The sequence below is a fragment of the Priestia veravalensis genome, assembly GCF_001457055.1.
Taxonomy (GTDB): Bacteria; Bacillota; Bacilli; order Bacillales; family Bacillaceae_H; genus Priestia; species Priestia flexa.
This window is the reverse complement of record NZ_KQ758642.1, coordinates 46,766-63,022: the sequence shown is the minus strand read 5'-3', so window position 1 is coordinate 63,022 and position 16,257 is coordinate 46,766. Positions and strand designations below refer to the sequence as shown.

Sequence of the window (16,257 nt, the reverse complement as noted above, 5' to 3'; positions counted from 1 at the left end):
GTATTACAGTCAACGCTGGAGCATCGAGACCTACTTTAAACAGGTCAAAGGCATGGTTGGCTTTAACGGTTATCAAGTCCGGAGTGAACGAGCGATTAAGCGTTTTTGGACCATTGTCCAGTTCACCTATGTTTTTGCGATGTACCTTAGAAAGGCTGCCTTTAACCTAGCCGTTCAGTGCATAAGAAAACAAAAAATCGGCAGTATCATTGAGTTTGTGTATCGTGAAACCACAAATGGAACGTCACTTGAGCAAATTAAAAATGAGCTCCAAGTGGCATAGGGTACCTATCATTTCTAATCGAATGGAAATATTTGTATCGGAAAATGCTCATTATCAGTAATGAAATGGAAGTGGGATAGAATAAAATTCCACTTCCTAAAATAATTTTGCATATCAATCAGCCTTTAAATAACAACAAAACTAACTATATTTGATTTATTAGCTAAATAGCACCACCCATCTCTTACCGTAGGAATGGGTGGCTTAGGTCATATGGCTGTTAAAATCGCAAGCGCTATGGAGGCTGACGTTACGGTACTGTCACAAACATTAAACAAACAAGAAGATGGACTAAGCTTTGGTGCGAAAGAGTATTACGCTACAAACGATCCTCAAACGTACGATGAATTCTGATTTTTATAGGTAATACCTAATTTCTAAAATACTTTTTTAGCCATTTCATCCTTTGATTTCGTGATTAGTAATTCTAATTAACATTAGGGGAGTTTAATTTTGAGAAGAAAACATCATGTTGATAATAAAATAAATTAAGTTGACACTGTATTAGTGTTTTGACTACTATACGTATGTTCACTTTATTGTTAAGTCAGAGAAAATAGGAGAGCAGTGAGATGAAGCAGGTAACGGAATTAACCACTATTGAAATGGTAGACGAGTTTATCACTAGCAATGAACTAAGCTTTTTGTACGTATTTACACCAGAATGTAGTACGTGTCATGCGATATTTCCAAAGCTAAGAGAGGTATTGGAACACTATCCGCAAATTAATTTAGGTCGTGTTGACGCGACACAGGTGGAAGTAGTAGCAGAACGCTTTTTGATTTTAGCAGCCCCAATTTTACTTTTGATGATTAATGGAAAAGAGTATGTGCGAGCTGATCGATTTGTTCGTTTTGAATTATTGGATGAAAAGCTAAGTAGAATTTACAAGATGTACAAGCGGTAATAGTGGATAATGATAAAATCATTTAAAGCAGCCAATAAGTAGGCTGTTTTTTATTTTATAAAAAAGACAATACATTTGACAATTTTCGAATAGGGTCATAGTATAGCACTGAATTTGCGTTAGGGAAAAATATTAGACAAGGGGAAATATATATGTGTGAATCTAAAAAAAAATTTGTTGAGCCAAGGGTTAAAAGGAGACGTGATAAAAATTACTTCTTTGTTATTAGAAGGAACGATGAGGAGAAGGCTGTTGGATTTAGATTTTGTACCAGGTGCCTTCGTAGAAGTGGTCAAAAAAAGTCCGCTTGGAGATCCGATTGCGTTTCGCGTTAGTCAAACCACCATTGCGCTTAGAAGAGAAGAAAGTAGATTAATTGAGGGGGATTTAGTTCATCATGGGTAGCTTATATCGTATTGCTTTAGCAGGAAACTCAAACACCGGAAAAAGCACGCTATTTAACGCATTGACAGGATTAAGACAGCATACGGGGAACTGGACTGGGAAAACCGTTTCAATGGCAGAGGGAACTTTTACACATAAAGATAAGTCGTACTGTATTTCAAACGGCTAAGCTAATGGGCTGGGTGTAAAGAAAATAACTATTTAAAGAAAAGCAGGTGCTATGTCACCTGTTTTTCTTTAAATTATATGTTAACCTATTTTTATTTTCAGTTTACATAAATGGTGGATTGTTATAAACTATTTTCATAATCTTGGAAAGGAGATGAGGCATTGAAGACGAGTAAAACAAAAGAAATGACGCTGATGGCGATGCTTGCCGTATTAATTGCGGTGAGCGGAATGTTTAAAATTCCGTCACCTTTCGTTGGAACAGAGTTTCAGCTTTCGGCTCCCATTGCTATCGTCATTGCGGCTACGTTTGGGTTTAAACGTTATTTTTGTGCAGGCATTGTAGCAAGTATTATTAGTCTACTATTAGGAACCCATACGCTTATTCATGTTTTAGTTGCCATGATCTTTCGGTTAGTAGCTGGAGGAATCATTGGCTTATTTGGTACGGCTTTAGTCGTTGTTATGGTAGCTGGACCTTTAGGGACAATCGCTGCACGCTACGTATTAGCGGCAATTATGGACGTTGATGTGACGGTTTTGCTGCTTGCTGCTTTGCCAGGGATGGTTTTTACAGCCATTTCATCAGGTATTATGTATCCCATTATAAAAAGAAATATGAAATCAACAATCTTTCAAGAGTTTGTTGTGGATGATGAGAAGAAAGGAGAAGCCAGAAAATATGAATCTATTTAGCTTAAAAATGAGAGCTTCCAATAGCAATACCGGTCATCTTTCCGGAGCGGAGAAGATTGTGAATAAACATGAATTACATACGTATACCAATGCTTTACTACATAGAGCTCTCCATCATTCCAAAGGAGCAGCAGATGAAATTACGATGAAAGTCGAGCCCGTACAGCTTAGCGATATTCAACGTTTAGAAGCGTTACCTGTTAAAACTGTAGAAGTGGCTAATCATTATGAAGGAATAGAAGAAGTAAAAAAGCTGCTTTTACAATTAGGTTTACAACAGGCTGAAGAAATCATTGAGATGCTGAGCTCGTGTTCTTCTATGCGCGGCGCAATCTTACTAGACGTTGATACAATGAAACGTCTAGAGCCAGATCAAGAACGAGGGATTCGAGCAACGTATATGGATGCGAACCGCAGTCACTTTCAAGAAGACCTCACAAAGAAAAATCATTTCCAAGAAGCGCTTGTATTAGCGACAAAAGTAGCCTATGCGCCAAATGTTATTGGTGAAATTTGTATCTCGGATGATCCTGATTACGTAACTGGCTACGTCGCCTCTAAAGAGTTCGGTTATGTTCGAATTACAAAGCTAAAACAAAAAGGAAGTCACTTGGGCGGGCGCATCTTTTTATATCGTCATTCTGAGAGCGGCGTGAACGAAACGATTGCGTATTTAGAAAAGCAAAAAATAGTTGTAGATTTAGGCCTATCAAAAAGATTAAACGAAGCAAAACAGCAAGATAAATGGAGAAAGATAAAAAGCGACTTAGCCTCTTTACAAGAAAATCATCTTTATCGATCATTCAACGAAATTCAAACAGCTCAAGAGGCGCATGTGAAAATGCACGACAGAGAGTACGTGATGCTTGCGTCAAACAGCTACTTAAATTTATGTAATCATCCAGGCGTAAAGAGTTATGCGCTTCAAATGGGAGAAGCATATGGTATTGGCTCAGGAGGTTCGAGGTTAACAACGGGTACGACAACTCTTCATCGGTTATTGGAAGAAATGATTGCCGAGTTTAAAGAGACGGAAGCAGCTCTTGTGTTTAACACGGGATACATGGCCAACGTTGGTGTTATTTCATCGCTTCTTTCTGAAGGAGACGTGATTTTTAGCGATGAGCTAAACCACGCAAGCATTATTGATGGATGCCGGCTCAGTAAAGCGAAAACCGTTGTGTACAAGCATAATGACATGAACGATTTAGAAGAAAAAATTTTAGCTCACTCTTGTGAAAATGGCTTAATTGTGAGCGATGCTGTTTTCAGTATGGATGGAGATGTTGTGAACCTTCCTGAGCTGATGCGCTTAGCGAATCAGTATGGCTTGTTTTCAATGATAGATGAAGCACATTCAACAGGCGTCCTTGGAGAACGTGGTCGAGGAGTTTGTAAGTATTTTCAGCTGACACAAAAGCCTGACATTATTATGGGAACGCTGAGTAAAGCGCTCGGTGGAGAAGGTGGGTTTGTGTGTGGAGATAAGCTGCTTATTGAATACTTGAAAAACAAAGCGCGCAGTTTTATCTTTTCCACTTCGCTATCTCCCGTAACCAGTGCGTCGGCTATAGAAGCACTGAGGTTAATCATGAATGATGATACACAAGTTACAAAGCTTCAAGAGAATATTGCTTACTTTAATGAATGCTTGCAGGCTCATGGAATCTCTGCACGTTCAAATTCATCTATTTTTCCAATCGTTGTTGGAAGTGAACAAGCAGCACTGGATGCATCAGCAAAGCTTTTTGATCATGGCTATTTTATTTCAGCCATTCGCTATCCAACCGTTGCCAAAGGGAGCGCACGTCTTCGAGTGTCACTGATGGCTGATCATTCAAAGAAAGAGCTGTCAGAAGCAGCTAAATTAATAAAAAAATACATCGGTAATGTATAGGAGGTAGAAACAAAGATGGGAAAAGGCTTATTTATTACTGGGACAGGAACAGATGTAGGAAAAACATACGTGACGGGTTTACTTGTGAAAAAGCTTCGAGAACACGGCTATGACTGTGGTTATTATAAACCTGCGCTTAGCGGAGCGGAAGTAGAATGTGAACAATTAATTCCAGGAGATGCTAAGCATGTGCTTGAAACCGCAGGAATTCGTGAGAAGCCAGAAAATACGGTGTCTTATATTTATAAACACGCCGTATCACCGCATTTGGCAGCCAACCTTGAAGGAAATCCTGTCGATCTCAACATTATTAAGAAAGACTACCAAAAGGCTAAGGAGAAGTATGATTATGTAGTGGTTGAAGGAAGCGGAGGAATTCTTTGTCCGATTCGTTGGGATGATCAGCAGCATATTTTACTAGAAGATATTGTAAAAGAGCTGAACTTATCTACGATTGTTATTGCGGATGCGGGGCTTGGAACCATCAATGCGACGGTGTTGACAATTGAATATTTAAGAGCACGCAATATTCAGGTGAAAGGAATTATTTTTAACCGTTCACGCGAAGGCGACGTTATGGAAGAAGACAATCAAAAAATGGTCGAAGTGCTAACTGGAGTTTCAGTAATTGGTTTGGTGAAGGAAAATGATACAGAGCTTGCAATGGAAGCAGAAAAAGTAGCGGAGCTGTTTGCATAATGAAAAGCATTGAAAACATGAACTTAGTAGAAAAAGACTTAAAATATATTTGGCACCCGTGCTCACAAATGAAAGACTATGAAGAGCTTAAGCCCATTGTCATCGAAAGAGGAGACGGCGTGTATTTATATGATAAAGAAGGGAACTCTTATTTAGACATTGTGAGTTCATGGTGGTGTAACCTTCTTGGCCACTGTAACCCCGTCATTAACGATAAAATCAAAGATCAACTCGATCAACTCGAGCACGTGATTTTTGCCAACTTTACGCATGAGCCTGCAATTAAACTATGCGAAGCGTTAATGGAAATTATTCCTAAAGGGCTAAGCAAATTTAATTTTTCCGATAACGGTTCAGCAGCTGTAGAATGCGCGTTAAAAATGGCGTTTCAGTACCAATATCAAACCGGTCATAAAGAAAAAACGAGGTTTATGTGCTTTACAGATGGCTATCATGGTGAAACGATTGGCGCTTTATCGGTGGGAAGCCTAGATTTGTATGCGCAAATCTATAATCCAATGCTGATGGATACAATTCGAATTGATGCGCCGGATTGCTATCGATGTCCTTACGGGAAAACAAGAGATTCCTGTCAGGTGGAGTGCTTCGTACAGGCAGAGAAAGCATTTGAAAAGCATGGTCATGAAACGTGTGCGATGATTGTCGAGCCTATTTTACAAGGAGCAGCGGGAATGAGAATGTATCCATCTCGCTACCTTCAAAAGCTAAGAGCCTTATGCGATGAGTATGGTGTACTGTTAATTGCCGATGAAATTGCAACTGGCTTTGGAAGAACAGGTAAGATGTTTGCATGCGATCACGCGGAGATTACACCGGATATTATGTGTGTTTCAAAAGGACTCACTGGAGGCTATATGCCGATGGCAATTACGATTACGAATAATCAAATTTATGAAGCATTTTACGCAGAATATAAAGAAGGAAAAGCCTTTATGCATAGCCATACGTATAGTGGTAACCCATTAGCGTGCTCTGCAGCTTTAGCGGTAGTGAATATTTTGAAGCACGACCACGTTTTAGAAAAAGCAACCGTGCGAGCAGCTTATTTAAATAGAAGAATAAACGAAGCGTTACTGCATCATCCTCATGTTGGTGAAATTCGCAACATAGGATTAATAAACGCTGTTGAGCTTGTCAAAAATAAAGAAACGAAAGAACCATTTAGCTCAGAGAATCGAGTTGGTTATCAGATTTACAAAGCAGCGTTGAAGAAGGGGCTCATCCTCCGTCCACTAGGAGACGTTCTATACTTTAACCCCCCTTTAACTATTGATGAAGAGGAGCTAGACGAAGCTATTGACAGCTGCGTAAGCGCTATTAACAAAGTAATAGGATGAAAAATGCAAAAGCCGTATGCATATGCATGCGGCTTTTATGCAGCTGAATTTAAGTAGATGATATAGCTTGCTATAAAGTAACAAGCAATAATTAAAATTGATGGTACAACATAAAACCATGAAGATGTGATGTTCTTTCGTGACATTGAAAATAGGCTAATGGAGATGAGTATCATTGACGCAACAATTGTATATAAGTGACTGCCGCTGGCTGCGCTTAACAGTGCCCCTTTGCGATAAAAGACGTCTGTTCCTGCTAAAATCAATAAGTTGAATAAGTTACTTCCGACAATCCCACCAATCGCTAACTTATAATTTTTTAAACGAATGGCGATAACAACAGAGACTGCTTCAGGAAGTGACGTGCTGGCTGCGACTAAAAACGAACCAACAAAGGAAGCTCCTAAACCTGTAATAACAGCGATACGATCACCTGAGATGGTTAAAATACTTCCAAATACCATAATAAACACTGCTGCTATAGAAAAACCAACAACGGCTCTTTTTAAAGTTGGTCCTCTATCTTGAAGGTTCTCTTCTTGTTTTTCCTCTTCTTCAACATGCTCTGCTGCATAGGTAGAAATGATTTTTACGCCTATAAAATAGACAATGATTAAAATAACAGTATCAATTCCAATCCCAAAGATATGGTAAGGGATGTTAAAGAATAAAGAAGCTGCAACTAAAAAAGAGAGAAAAATGGTTAACAAAGAAGTATATCGATTTTCTTTGCTAGCATAGATCATAATTTTGTGCTTTCGAAAAAATAAATCTAACGTAGCTAAAATCATTACGTTAAATAAGTTGCTTCCAAGAACATTTCCTACAGCTAAATCGGGGTTTGAAATAATGATGGACGTGACGCTTGTTGTAATCTCAGGTAATGATGTGGCGCCTCCTAATAAAAGAGCAATCAATATACCGCTTAAAGCAGATTTCCGCTCAATAGTATCTGCATAAATAGATAGCCGAATGGCTAGGAATATCGTAATAGAAGCTGAAATACCAAAAGCTAAAAATACCAATAAAAGCAATCCTTTCTATATTAAATCTTAAGAGTCGTTAACATCATATCAGATATGGTAAAAACAAGCATGCAATAGCTCTCTTTAGTGTGTGCTAAAAGGTAAAATTGAATAAGCGAAGTTAGCAAAAAATACAGTTTAACTTAAGATAGGTAGGGAAACGTAAACAATAGAAAATAATCTGTATTTCTAACACTTGACTAAATACCTATAGGGGTATATAGTGTAACTATAAATTAATTGAATTTCTTTAAAGAGGCGGTGAGTTAATGAGCTACTTTATAGGAAGTTTTCTCGTTATAATGCTAGGTGCTTTAGCATATAAACGCAATTATCCCGTTAAGGGTGTGCAATGTGTTAATGACCCTAATGAGCTAAAAGATGACCGGCTACTTGTTGATATTCGTCATTACAACGAAAGAAGCGAAAGTGAATATAGGAACGTTATAAACATTCCCTATGCGTATTTAAAACGCTTTTATTCTGAAATACCGAATCAACAAATTCACATCATCGCAGAAGATAAAATAGAGCTACATTTAGGAATTCGCTTTTTACGTCAGAAAGGATATATTGTGTCAAGCTATCAGTTAGCGACTTGTCCATGCAAAACAGAAAAAGAACTAGTTGGTTGTGGAGTGTGAGTTTAATTTGTATCCTTATATACCTACCAGGGTAAAGTAGGGATGGATTAAGGATATCAATATGAAGAAAAAGGAGAATGAATATGTTACTTAAATACTTTTATGATGAAAAATTAGCACAAGCTTCTTATCTGGTAGGGTGTCAAGCTGCAAAAGAAGCTGTTGTTGTAGATCCTGCTCGAAATATTGAACCATACATTCAAGAAGCAGAAAAAAATGGAATGAAAATCATTGGTGCTTTAGAAACCCATATTCACGCTGACTTTGTGTCTGGAGGTCGCGAGTTAGCTGAAAGAGTAGGGGCTACGTTATATGTATCAGACGAGGGAGATGCAGATTGGAAGTATCAAAACATTGATCACTTACCTCATAAATTGCTAAAAGGTGGGGACCAGTTTAAGATTGGGAATCTAACATTCGGTGTAGTGCATACGCCTGGTCACACGCCGGAAAGCATTTCGTTTACGTTAACGGACGGCGGTGCTAAAGCAGATGAACCAATGGGGATTTTTACAGGAGACTTTGTATTTGTTGGAGATGTTGGTCGCCCAGACTTATTAGAAAAAGCAGCGGGTGCACAGGGAACAGCACAGTCAGGCGGATATCAATTGTTTGAATCGCTTCAAAAGTTCAAAGAGCTGCCTGATTTTATGCAGGTTTGGCCGGGACACGGAGCAGGAAGCGCATGCGGAAAAGCCCTTGGTGCCGTGCCTTCTTCAACTGTAGGGTATGAGAAACGCTTTAACTGGGCGCTTCAGCATACGGAAAAAGAAGCGTTTGTAAATGCTTTGTTAGATGGACAGCCAGAGCCACCGAAATATTTTGCAGTGATGAAAAAGGTGAATAAAGTAGGACCAAACAGCTTATCAAAGCTTCCAAAGGTTAACAAGTTAGCAGACGTAATCGAAGTAGAAAAGCAAATTCAAGCAGGTTATCAGGTAATTGATACAAGAAGCGCAGCGGAATTTGCTGAAAATCATATAGAGGGAACGATTAATATTCCCTTTAACAACTCATTTGCAAATTGGACCGGCTGGATTGTGAATTATGATCGTCCATTATATGTCCTAACAGCGGATGAACAGATTGGTGAAATTGAAAAAGTGTTACATTCTGTTGGGATTGATCAGCTGGTTGGCTACTACGATGCAAACAAAGCAGTAGTAGAAGCTTCTACGACACAGTCTTATGAAAGTATTACGCCACACCAAGCAAAAAACATGCTTGATCAAAACAAAGCACAGGTACTAGATGTTCGAAGCTTAGAAGAGTGGAAAGCAGGTCACATTGAAGGTGCCACTCACATTATGCTTGGAACCTTGTTAGATCGAATTGATGAGGTGCCAGCTCACCGTCCGCTAATTGTTCAGTGTGGTTCAGGAGTTCGTTCTGCGATTGCGATCAGCCTCCTTCAATCCAAAGGAATAACGGAGGTTTACAATTTAACAGGTGGTTATGGTCAGTGGAAACAGGAGATTCAAGAATAAGATAAAAAAACCGCTATGCGTTAAGGAGATTGATACGCATAGCGGTTTTTTATTATGTAATAAAATTTAATGTTTCAAACTATTCACTTTTTGTATAACTTCTCTACAAATTCATTAGATCCACACGTTGATTCTAGCTATGTGCCACTGCGAGCAGGAATTACGGAAACACTTATTCGACTTGATGAAGAAAATCTAAGCATTGAGCCATGGCTAGCAGAGAGCTGGGACGGAGAAGATGGTCAAAACTGGACAATTAAGCTTCGTGAAGATGTAAAGTTTCAAAATGGAAAGCAGATGGATGCTGAATCTGTAAAAAAATCGTTAGAACGAGCGTTGAAAGAAAATGTGGCTATTCAAAATGCACTGAAAATTGATACAATTAGTGCTGATGGTTTTACGCTTACTATTAAAACAACAGAGCCGTTTCCAGAGTTTATATCAGAGCTTGTGAATCCAAACGTCGCTATTATTGACGTATCTGAAGAAGACTTTGTGAATAAACCAGTTGGTACAGGTCCCTTTAAGCTTGCGTCGTTTACACCAGGAAGCAAACTAGAGCTTGAGCGCTTTGATGATTATTGGGATGGTACTTCAAAGCTTGATTCTGTGACGTTTGCGTTTAACGAAGATGCAAATGCGCGTACCTTAGCATTGAAGTCTGGACAAACAGACATTGTGTATCGTCCAGAGGTAGAAAGTTTAGATTCACTTAAAGAAGATTCAAAAATGAAGGTTGAATCAACGGCAACGTTCCGCGTGCATCAACTTACAATGAATATGCAAAGAGAAGAAATGAAAGATATCAATGTAAGAAAAGCGCTTGATGCATTAATTGATCGCCAGAAGATTGTCGATGAAATTCTATTAGGTCATGCTGAGACAGCAAGAGGTCCGTTCTTACCTTCGTTAGCTTTTGCACCAACGTATGATAAGCGTGAAACAGGTTCAGATGAAGCAGTTAAACATCTAGAAAAAGCAGGATATACGTTAAAAGATGGCAAGATGCAAAAAGACGGAAAGCAGCTGATTATGTCGATGAAAATGTTATTAACTCGTTTGTGTTACATCCATCAACAATCGTTGCTTACAACAAAGATAAAGTGGAAAACTGGTTTACGACTAAGAGCGAATACTACATGACTACAAATAAGCTGGATGTGAAAGAATGATTAAAATCCTTTTCCGAAAGTTTTCGGAAGTTCTATTTTTTATATTGTTTATAACCTTTGTCAGTTTTATCTTTATTCGGTTAGCACCGGGAGATCCCGTGCTAACCATTTTGAACGTTGATGAGCTCTCAGTCAGCCAAGAGCAAGTAGAAGCACTTCGTGAAGAAATGGGATTTAATGAGCCTGTTCTTGTGCAGTACGGACTATGGTTAGAGAAATTTGTTCAGATGGATTTTGGGCAGTCGTTCGTAACGGGACAAGACGTTATGAGTACAATTATGGCTGCTCTGCCTGCTACATTAGAGCTAGCAATCGGCGCAATTGTAGTAATGCTTATTGTTGCAATTCCGCTGGGCTCGCTATCTGCACTTTACAGAGACAGTTGGATAGATAAAATAAGCCGAACGCTTTCAATTATTGGAGCTGCTGTTCCAAGCTTTTGGTTGGGACTTATTTTCATTGATTTATTTGGCGTTCGCTTAAATTGGTTCCCTACGATGGGGAGAGACGGAATACTGTCGCTTGTTCTACCTTCTATTACGTTGGGTTTAGCAATTTCAAGCGTATATGTTCGCTTGCTTCGTTCAAGTTTACTAGACTCTTATACCCAAGAGTTTATTCGTGCAGCACGAGCGCGTGGGTTATCAGAAGGGAGAGTCTTTTTAATGCATGCTTTTCGCCACAGTATTCCACCGGTGATCACGGTGTTTGGCGTGAGCTTAGGTAGTTTGATAGGCGGGGTCGTTGTTATAGAGGTGCTGTTTGCATACCCTGGAATAGGCAAGCTCATTGTCGATGCGATTCGTCAGCGTGACTATCCACTTATTCAAGGCTACATACTCGTAATGGGGGGCATTGTATTTATTGTGAATACATGTGTAGACCTATCATATCGTTATTTAAACCCTGAAATGAAATACAAAGAAAAGGAGAGTAAGTGATGAAAGAGTCCTCAGTGTATCTGCCGGCTATGAAAAAACAGCGTAAAATCATTATACCGCTCGCCTTTCTCTTTCTTATTGTTGTTGCAGCATCTATCTATACCTTTTTCTACTTAAAATATGATCCAACTCTTACGAACTTAGAGAAACGACTTGAAGGCATGAGCATGGCACATCCTTTGGGGACCGATCATTTAGGGCGAGATATCTTAACGCGCTTGTTGCTCGGTGCACAGCAAACCATTGGCTTTAGTGCACTTGCCTTAGGCGTAGCTTTGCTCGTAGGGATTCCAATTGGTCTGATTTCAGGCTACAAACGCGGTGTAGTAGACCGATTGTTTATGAGAATTGCAGACAGCTTTTTAGCGTTTCCTGATACGGTGGTAGCTATTGTACTAAGCGGGCTATTAGGCCCTGGAATTGGCAATCTTGTACTTGCAATTGTGATGGTCAAATGGGTAAACTACGCGCGACTTGTTCGAAGCACCGTGTTATCTGAGTCACAAAAAGAATACGTATTAGTCGCTCGTACAAACGGACTGTCTGCTTTACAAATTATGAAAAAGCACTTAGCACCACATATCATTGGTTATGTTCTTGTCATGGCAAGCTTAGACTTGGGGAAAATTATTCTTTTAATTTCGTCTCTATCTTATATTGGATTAGGTGCACAGCCTCCTGTACCAGAGTGGGGAGCTATGCTGAATGACTCACGTCCGTATTTTCAATCTAATCCTGAGCTGATGATTTATCCTGGCTTAGCAATTGTAGGGGTAGTACTAGTCACCAACATTATCGGTGACTATTTACGCGATCAATTTGATGTAAAAAAGGAAGTGTAAAAATGATTTTGTCGATTGAAAAGCTCTCGGTAAGAAGTAAAGAAAAAAACATTCTTGATAACGTATCACTACAGCTTGAAAAAGGTGAGTGGTATGCGCTTGTAGGTCAAAGTGGCAGCGGGAAAAGTGTTTTATCGCAAACGATTGGTCAAATGCTGTCACCTAACTTAACAGCTGAAGGCAAAATTAATTTCAACGGAGAAAATACGCTTTCATTGAGGCGCAGCGACCTAAAAAGAATCCGAGGCCAAAAAATTGCGTATATTTTTCAGGATTACCAAGGGTCATTTACACCATTTCGAACGATTGGCCAGCATTTTCAAGAGTATCAAAAAGTGCATGGCGTAAATGATAGAATAGTTAGAAAAGATAATGCAATTCAAGCTTTAGAATCTGTAGGGTTAGATGAAAAATTCTACAAACGCTATCCCTTTCAGCTGAGCGGTGGGCAGCTTCAGCGCACCTCGATTGCATTATCCCTTTTATTATCACCTGAGCTCGTTATTGCCGATGAAATTACAACAGCGCTTGATAGTATATCAGCTCATCGGATTTTACAAGTATTAAAAGAAAAACAACAAGAAACAGGCTGTACAATTTTATTTATTACGCATGACTGGCGACACGTTAGAAAATATGCGGACCGCTTAGCTGTTATGAAGGAAGGCAAAATTGTAGAATGTGGTGATAAAACAAAAGTACTCACGAACCCTCAGCATGAATACACAAAGCAGCTAATCGCAGCGGCACCGGTATTAAAAGCAAGCGAGTTAGCGGTTAAAGAAGGAGTATTATAAGATGAGTTTATTGTCGGTTCAAAACCTTACTAAAACGTATGGTGGTCAACAGGTCTTAAAGAACGTTTCGTTCGATTTGAAAAAAGGAGAGTGCTTGGGGCTTGTAGGTGAGAGTGGGTGTGGGAAAAGTACGCTTTCACGCTGTTTGATGCGTTTAGAACAAGTGAATAGCGGTAAAATTCTATTCAGAAATCAAGAAATTCAAAGCCTGAGTAGTCGTAAGCTAATGCCAATTCGCAAAGGCTTTCAAATTGTGTTTCAAAACCCAACGGCTGCATTAAATCCTAAACTTAAAATAAAAGCTTCCCTTTTAGACCCTTATTTACAGTACAGAAAGCAGTTAAGTCTGCGCTATTTTTCATTTTCATCAAAAGAACAGTTTGTGTCAGAACTGCTCAATATGGTTGGGTTGCCTGCAAGTATTGCTGAAAGATACCCTCACGAACTAAGCGGAGGACAAAAGCAGCGCGTGACGCTTGCTCGCGCAATTAGCATTGAACCTGAACTTGTTATACTAGATGAACCAACGGCAAGCCTCGATGTTATTTCACAGCGAAGCATTTTGCATTTGCTGGAAGATCTTCGCGACCAACTAGATTTATCCTACTTGTTTATTTCACACGACCTTACAGCAGTTAAAGAGCTGAGTCAACGCATTATGGTAATGAAACAAGGTGAGGTTGTGGATATGTTTCGGACTGAAGAGTTATTTCACGCTCAAAGAAATCCCTATACAAAAGAACTCGTATCCATTTTTTAAGCAGTGTATCATTTGAAAAGATACACTGCTTTTTATATAGATAATAATATTATTATGTTAACTAGAGTGTATGAAGAGGTGAAGATTACTTGAAGATTATTTCATTTCAACAGCAGCAGGCGGTTCCAGTTACACGATATAACTCTGAGCTATCAAGCTATTTGAAGATAGCGAATCTAAAAGAAGCTTCTATAGGAATTATGTATATTGAACCGGGAGGAATTACAGGTCATCATGAGGCGCCAAGTAAACAACTGTTCTTGGTAATTGAGGGTGAAGGTTGGGTAACAAGTGATGATGAAGTCCAGGTACAAGTCAAAAAAGGACAAGCAGCATTGTGGGAAAAAGACGAGTGGCACACGTCAGGAAGTGATGTGGGAATGACAGTAATTATTATTCAAGGTTCATCTCTTATAGTTTAAATAAAAGGAGCTCTAATCTATTAAGGCTCCTTTTATTGCGGTTCTGGGTAGTACATCAACAAGAAAAAGCTCGCTTCTTTTTCTGTTCGATTTATATAGCTATGAGGTGACGAGCCTGGAAACTGAAGCGCATCTCCAGATGTTAGCTCATGTTCTTCACCGTCTACTATAACAGACAAATCACCGTCTTTTACCAGCAAGTATTCTTCTCCAAGGTGAGATTTTGCTCCGTGCGTACACCCAGGGGCAAGCGTAACGATATATACTTCAAACTTTTTTTCAGGATGGTAAGGAAAAAATGGAAAGACAACGTAGCTGCCTTCATTGTCTGTAATAGGTTTAAGATCGTTTAGCTGAATTTTTTTCACCTGTGCTTTTTGCTCTTGGATAAACGATGAAAAGGATACTTGAAGGCCATTGGCAATCTTCCATAGCGTCGTAACAGTTGGGCTGGATTTTCCATTTTCAATTTGCGCGAGCATTGCTTTACTGACACCCGTTAGCTCAGAAACTTGCGTGAGAGATAAGTTTCTTTTTTTTCGAATGCTAATTAAGTTAGCCGCAATTGTTTGCTGGATATGGTCCATAATAGATCTCCTTTAACATTTTTATATAAACAGTATAACATACAGTTGTTTGTTATAACAGTTGGTTGTATAATATAATGAACAGAGGAGGGGGTTACGTGATCACTGAAAAAGCGTTTGTTGAAAGAGAAAGTGCTATCCCAACCTTTTCACAAGGAGTGAAAGACTGTGTTCCCACGCTATTAGGATACATAAGTATTGGTATTGCTTGTGGAGTAGTAGGAGTAGCTTCAAAGCTTAGTGTTTTAGAAGTAGCGCTATTAGCCATATTTGTTTATGCAGGAGCGGCTCAGTTTATTTTTTGTGCGTTGCTTGTCGCTGATAGTCCGGCTTCAGCCATTATTTTAACCATTTTTATTGTAAACTTAAGGCATCTTTTATTATGTGCAACTCTTGCTCCACACTTTACGCGCTATTCGTTGGTAAAGAATATAGGCATTGGAGCTCTTATTACGGACGAATCATTTGGTGTTGCTGCTAATAAAATCGCAAAAGGTGAACATATAACGGATCGCTGGATGAATGGCTTAAACATTACGGCTTACTTTTCATGGATTTGTGCCTGCGTTGTGGGAGCGTTATTTGGAAACGTGATTGTAGATCCTGAAGCTTTAGGTCTTGATTTTGCTTTAATCGCTATGTTTGTCGCGCTTCTTGTTCTACAGCTGCAAAGTCTTGCTCCCAAAAAGCTTAGACATTCTCTTACTTTAACTGCATACATGACTATTGCGATGATTACGCTATCGTTTTTTATGCCTTCGCACGTAGCCGTTATTGTGTCAACTATCATTGTTGCAACGATTGGAGTGATGACTGAAAAATGAGTTTAGATCTATCAACACTGCTCATTATTTTAGGGTGTGCACTTGTAACGTTTATTCCAAGGGTTGTACCATTTGCAATTGTTCGAAACATGACGCTGCCAGAACCGGTTCTTAAGTGGCTTTCATATATTCCCGTTTGTATCTTAACCGCTTTGGTAGTAGAAAACTTCACCGTACAAACAGAAAATGCTCTTCAAGTGAACTGGGAAGTTATCATTGTAATTATCCCAACAATTTTCATTGCGATTCGAAGCAAGAGCTTATCCGTTACGGTTTTAAGCGGAGTAGCCTTAATGGCCGCAGTTCGCTTCATTATGGGATAAATAAAAAGAGGCTGGGACA

At 39.2% G+C, this 16,257-nt stretch carries 18 protein-coding genes and 3 pseudogenes; 19 read left to right on the top strand and 2 right to left on the bottom strand.

From position 1 onward, the window contains the following. From AS180_RS23190 to bioA, 9 genes and pseudogenes are all read left to right on the top strand, one after another. Positions 1 to 283 (top strand): annotated as a pseudogene (locus tag AS180_RS23190) (IS701-like element ISPlan1 family transposase); the annotation flags it as partial. A gap of 189 nt (positions 284 to 472) precedes the next feature. Then, a pseudogene (locus AS180_RS22460) lies at positions 473 to 631 on the top strand (alcohol dehydrogenase); the annotation flags it as partial. Between the two features lie 224 nt (positions 632 to 855). Beyond that, entirely contained in the window at positions 856 to 1,191 is a 336-nt protein-coding gene (locus tag AS180_RS09045; RefSeq protein WP_062686721.1) for a thioredoxin family protein, read from the top strand. 156 nt (positions 1,192 to 1,347) lie between these two features. Continuing rightward, positions 1,348 to 1,596 carry a FeoA family protein gene (locus tag AS180_RS09040; RefSeq protein WP_025909765.1) on the top strand — a complete coding sequence of 83 codons (249 nt, stop codon included), beginning with the start codon at positions 1,348 to 1,350 and terminating at the stop codon, positions 1,594 to 1,596. Beyond that, positions 1,589 to 1,753 (top strand): annotated as a pseudogene (locus tag AS180_RS21635) (FeoB small GTPase domain-containing protein); the annotation flags it as partial. The gene AS180_RS09040 and the pseudogene AS180_RS21635, both read left to right, overlap by 8 nt. A gap of 173 nt (positions 1,754 to 1,926) precedes the next feature. Then, positions 1,927 to 2,460, top strand: coding sequence for a hypothetical protein (locus AS180_RS09035; RefSeq protein ID WP_025909766.1), 534 nt, complete (start codon positions 1,927 to 1,929; stop codon positions 2,458 to 2,460). Continuing rightward, positions 2,447 to 4,357 carry an 8-amino-7-oxononanoate synthase gene (gene bioF / locus AS180_RS09030; RefSeq protein WP_062686720.1) on the top strand — a complete coding sequence of 637 codons (1,911 nt, stop codon included), beginning with the start codon at positions 2,447 to 2,449 and terminating at the stop codon, positions 4,355 to 4,357. Before AS180_RS09035 ends, bioF begins: the two co-directional genes overlap by 14 nt. A gap of 15 nt (positions 4,358 to 4,372) precedes the next feature. Then, entirely contained in the window at positions 4,373 to 5,056 is a 684-nt protein-coding gene (bioD, locus tag AS180_RS09025) for a dethiobiotin synthase (RefSeq protein ID WP_025909768.1), read from the top strand. Further along, positions 5,056 to 6,414, top strand: coding sequence for an adenosylmethionine--8-amino-7-oxononanoate transaminase (bioA, locus tag AS180_RS09020; protein ID WP_226372948.1), 1,359 nt, complete (start codon positions 5,056 to 5,058; stop codon positions 6,412 to 6,414). The genes bioD and bioA overlap by 1 nt, the downstream gene beginning before the upstream one ends. Positions 6,415 to 6,449: 35 nt before the next feature. Here the strand turns inward: bioA and AS180_RS09015 are convergent, their stop codons facing one another. Then, a complete protein-coding gene (locus tag AS180_RS09015) occupies positions 6,450 to 7,439 on the bottom strand; it encodes a sodium:calcium antiporter (protein ID WP_025911780.1) in 990 nt (329 codons plus the stop codon). A gap of 269 nt (positions 7,440 to 7,708) precedes the next feature. Between AS180_RS09015 and AS180_RS09010 the strand changes: the two genes are divergently transcribed. The 8 genes from AS180_RS09010 (at position 7,709) to AS180_RS08975 (ending at position 14,504) form a co-directional block, all read left to right on the top strand. Continuing rightward, entirely contained in the window at positions 7,709 to 8,083 is a 375-nt protein-coding gene (locus tag AS180_RS09010; RefSeq protein WP_025911781.1) for a rhodanese-like domain-containing protein, read from the top strand. Between the two features lie 83 nt (positions 8,084 to 8,166). Next, positions 8,167 to 9,570 carry an MBL fold metallo-hydrolase gene (locus AS180_RS09005; RefSeq protein WP_025911782.1) on the top strand — a complete coding sequence of 468 codons (1,404 nt, stop codon included), beginning with the start codon at positions 8,167 to 8,169 and terminating at the stop codon, positions 9,568 to 9,570. A 69-nt stretch (positions 9,571 to 9,639) separates the two neighbouring features. Beyond that, a complete protein-coding gene (locus tag AS180_RS09000) occupies positions 9,640 to 10,713 on the top strand; it encodes an ABC transporter substrate-binding protein (protein ID WP_051567228.1) in 1,074 nt (357 codons plus the stop codon). 25 nt (positions 10,714 to 10,738) lie between these two features. Beyond that, complete coding sequence (nikB, locus tag AS180_RS08995; protein ID WP_062686719.1) at positions 10,739 to 11,683, top strand: nickel ABC transporter permease; 945 nt, start codon at positions 10,739 to 10,741, stop codon at positions 11,681 to 11,683. Further along, positions 11,683 to 12,525 (top strand): nickel transporter permease, encoded by an 843-nt coding sequence (gene nikC, locus AS180_RS08990; RefSeq protein WP_082636368.1) that lies wholly within the window; start codon positions 11,683 to 11,685, stop codon positions 12,523 to 12,525. Before nikB ends, nikC begins: the two co-directional genes overlap by 1 nt. A 2-nt stretch (positions 12,526 to 12,527) precedes the next feature. Then, a complete protein-coding gene (locus AS180_RS08985) occupies positions 12,528 to 13,322 on the top strand; it encodes an ABC transporter ATP-binding protein (protein ID WP_025911787.1) in 795 nt (264 codons plus the stop codon). Position 13,323: 1 nt separating this feature from the next. Beyond that, positions 13,324 to 14,082, top strand: a complete 759-nt coding sequence (locus tag AS180_RS08980) for an ABC transporter ATP-binding protein (protein ID WP_025911788.1) — start codon at positions 13,324 to 13,326, stop codon at positions 14,080 to 14,082. An 89-nt stretch (positions 14,083 to 14,171) separates the two neighbouring features. Continuing rightward, on the top strand, positions 14,172 to 14,504 hold the full coding sequence (locus AS180_RS08975; protein ID WP_025911789.1) for a cupin domain-containing protein: 333 nt from the start codon (positions 14,172 to 14,174) through the stop codon (positions 14,502 to 14,504). A 32-nt stretch (positions 14,505 to 14,536) separates the two neighbouring features. Here the strand turns inward: AS180_RS08975 and AS180_RS08970 are convergent, their stop codons facing one another. Then, complete coding sequence (locus AS180_RS08970; RefSeq protein WP_025911791.1) at positions 14,537 to 15,091, bottom strand: helix-turn-helix domain-containing protein; 555 nt, start codon at positions 15,089 to 15,091, stop codon at positions 14,537 to 14,539. A 98-nt stretch (positions 15,092 to 15,189) separates the two neighbouring features. On the opposite strand from AS180_RS08970, the gene AS180_RS08965 reads away from it, so the two are divergent. Both AS180_RS08965 and AS180_RS08960 read left to right on the top strand, forming a co-directional pair. After that, the gene (locus tag AS180_RS08965) at positions 15,190 to 15,915 is read left to right on the top strand and encodes an AzlC family ABC transporter permease (protein WP_025911792.1); all 726 of its coding nucleotides are present in this window, start codon (positions 15,190 to 15,192) and stop codon (positions 15,913 to 15,915) included. Beyond that, positions 15,912 to 16,238 (top strand): AzlD domain-containing protein, encoded by a 327-nt coding sequence (locus tag AS180_RS08960; RefSeq protein WP_025911794.1) that lies wholly within the window; start codon positions 15,912 to 15,914, stop codon positions 16,236 to 16,238. Before AS180_RS08965 ends, AS180_RS08960 begins: the two co-directional genes overlap by 4 nt. The last annotated feature ends 19 nt before the right edge of the window (positions 16,239 to 16,257 follow it).